A 2,953-nucleotide genomic window follows, 5' to 3' on the forward strand; every position below is an offset into this window, starting at 1 on the left:
CTCAGGACGTGGCCCGAACCGATCCAGGTCACCGGGCGCAGTTCGTCCCTGCCTTCGACGGAGACGAAGACCTCGTCACCGACACGGATGTCTTCGATCGCGACTTCGCCGGTAGCGGTGCGGATCAGCGTGCCTGAGAGGAAGCAGACCACGGCAAGGTCGGTGATCGTCAGGGTGCTGCCGCTGGTGGTGATCGTCAATGGACCAGGGTCACCTGCCGTGTAAGTACCTGCCGCCAGGCCCTGCCCGCTGATCGTCGCGCTCGCAATCACCTTGCCGCTGGCATCGAGAACCCGGATGGTCTGCGTATTACCGGCATTATTCGTGATGGAATAATGCGCCATGACACCAGCGGTGTTCTGGAAGGCGAGATGGTTGAGTCCACTATTGTCGGCAAAGCCGGTGATCGACGTGCCGCTCAGATCCAGGATCGTCCCACCGGCGTTGACCGTAAAAGTGCCACCACCAGCGCCGAACTCGACCGTCGTTCCGTTCAAAAACTCCCAGGAAGCGACACCGTTGGAGAACGATCCGCCATCCGTCAGATTCACTGTCGTGCCGGTAAAACCGCTTCCCAGAAGACCGGGACCAAAAGTTGCCGAGCCTCCCGTAACGTTAATGGTGTTAAACGTTCCAGGAAAAGAGGCGAAAGAATCGATCGTCGCAGTTCCACCGATATAATAAGTGTTAACAGCAAGCCCACTCGCACCAATTGCAATACTCGCATTGATATTGGGCGGGACTACGTACCTGTTAATACCGAGAGAAAAAAAGTCTCCAATGCTCGCGCCATTGGTCGTTGCGACATGCGTCAATGAAACGTTGTTCAATGTAGTGTTAATACTCGGATCACTAGAATTTGAAATAGTTACATTATAACTAAGAGGAATTCCAAGAACACTATTTGTCGTTACGTTATATGTGACGCCGCTGTCATCAACATATAGGGTCATATCAATCCTCCAAGCTTGTCTAATTGCTGACCAACCAGGTCACAACGGCCTATTGCCGCTACCCATGGCGCAACTATTCCGTACCCGGTGCAGCACAAGACAAAACTGGCTCAACCTGGCCAACAATATATAGAGTTCGTTGTTAGTAAATTTCAAACTATTATTTTGTAAAACTTAGGATAAGGTATCTATAAATATTATTTATATAAATAAACTAGATTCTGTACCAATAGAATTACTCCTAAATATCCCTGCCTAAAGTCGCCCCTTCCTCGTAGACAGGTGTGTGCGTTTTCGCACAGATCGACCAAAGACAACCTGCTATGCCGCCCGTGTGATTTGACAAGTTTGTCATGTTTTGACAGGCACTACGCCAAGGGGCAGGAACCCAAAGGCCCCGCCATGCGAGAAAGGAGCGCATGCAGTGGATTGTGCTGTACCTAGGCCTGTAAGACATCGACAATAACCTGCTTATTGCCGATGCCGTCCCTGTTAAGATCTTGAACTTATAGGTATAGAGTCTAATATAGAGATTTCCAAAGAAGAAATCCATTGTGACGTTAAGCAAAAATATTAATTCGTCGAATGGATAAAAAATGTATATAAACTGCCAATGAACCATGGAATCTCTTATAAAACGCTGGACTCAAGAACAAATGACGAGCTCATCCTTCGATGCGGCACCCCGCGGAGATGTCATCACACCGGGCAAGCCGTGCATAGTAATCTGTCAACATGCCCTTACGCGTGACTGTCTGGTGCAATGCCTGAAAGAGGCATTTCCCGACCGGCCCACCGGGGGTTACGAAACCATCGCCGAATGGTATGAAATGCATCGCGGCGAGTCAGAATTCATTATATTGTGTAATTTTAAAAATAGCCGCATCAAACAGGTCATAGAGCACGATATATCCGACATCATTCATTTAGTACCAGATACAAAGATAGCTGTGGTCGCAGATGCACCTAGGTTGGACCATGCCAACAGCGCTATCCGCGCGGGCGCACGCGGCTATATGAGCGCGAATTATAATTTGAACACGCTCTGTGCTGTCATAGATCTGATTGCTGCAGGAGCGATATACATTTCGCCTGATTGCCTGGAACTCTCAGGAGAGAGCTCTCCTAGTGAAAAATTAGCGGCAGCCCGCGACATTCCTAAGCTTACTCGACGTCAGATCGAAATTGCCGAACTTATTCGGCAAGGCGTAAATCGGAAGATAATCGCGGATACTTTGAGCATTTCTACGTCCACGGTAAATGTTCACGTTTTCGAAATTATGAAAAGATTAAATATAACATCTTATAAAGACCTGAAATATAGCTCCAAGTTTTCTGCTTTCGCCTAGGAATAGATCATCGGGCTGTTGCGAGGGAGGCCGGGATGAAGACGGCCGATCTTGCACGCAAGCGACACTGTACAAGTGGGAGGTCAGGTATAGCGGGATGGACATATCGGAAGCCTGGTGCGTGAGGCAATTCGGGGCTAGAATGCCAAACTGGGAAGTTGCTTTCCGGGCAATGCTGGATACAGGCTCGGGGCGGGAGCTTCTATCAAAAGTCGGCCGGTCCAGTCGTCGGGGGAGGCCCTCCTGCATCTGCGGGAACGCAGAACCTATTCGATCGTCGGGGGTCGCGGGATGAGCGGTGATCATCCTGCCTTACCTTGGATGCAGCGCTTGACCTCGGTTGCGCGATCCGGCCAATGAGCCACGGCAATTCGGCCACAGGCGTCTGTTCATTCCGCTCAGGCGGGAAGAAACCCTGAGGCGCCGACAGCATCCACCGAGTCTGTCGAGAGGAAGGCCTGTCTGAGCGCAATTCTCGTGCTCGATGCAAAGCGGCCGGCACCCGCTCAGCGATCTTAGTGGAAGCCAGGGCCGATGCGCGCCGGTCATACCCCCCATTTTGACAAGAAGGACATCAAGCCAGGTGGCGGCGAATGACGCCCACGAGGCCGATGGAGATGAACCAGGCCAGGATCGAGCCGAGCAGGACCA

The 2,953-nt window shown here is 51.2% G+C and carries 2 protein-coding genes; one reads left to right on the forward strand and one right to left on the reverse strand.

What is annotated here, in order from left to right:
• A partial coding sequence (locus J8I29_RS30220; protein WP_245197492.1) for a Hint domain-containing protein occupies positions 1–953 on the reverse strand: 953 nt, incomplete at its 3' end.
• A gap of 620 nt (positions 954–1,573) precedes the next feature.
• Between J8I29_RS30220 and J8I29_RS29530 the strand changes: the two genes are divergently transcribed.
• A complete protein-coding gene (locus tag J8I29_RS29530; protein ID WP_209434401.1) occupies positions 1,574–2,302 on the forward strand; it encodes a response regulator transcription factor in 729 nt (242 codons plus the stop codon).
• Positions 2,303–2,953: the final 651 nt, after the last annotated feature.

This window comes from Labrys sp. LIt4, assembly GCF_017813775.1.
GTDB classification, from domain to species: domain Bacteria; phylum Pseudomonadota; class Alphaproteobacteria; order Rhizobiales; family Labraceae; genus Labrys; species Labrys okinawensis_A.

Excerpts from the sequence above, each read along its gene's own strand:
- J8I29_RS29530 (WP_209434401.1), top strand. The coding sequence starts at position 1,574 with ATGGAATCTCTTATAAAACGCTGGACTCAAGAACAAATGACGAGCTCA.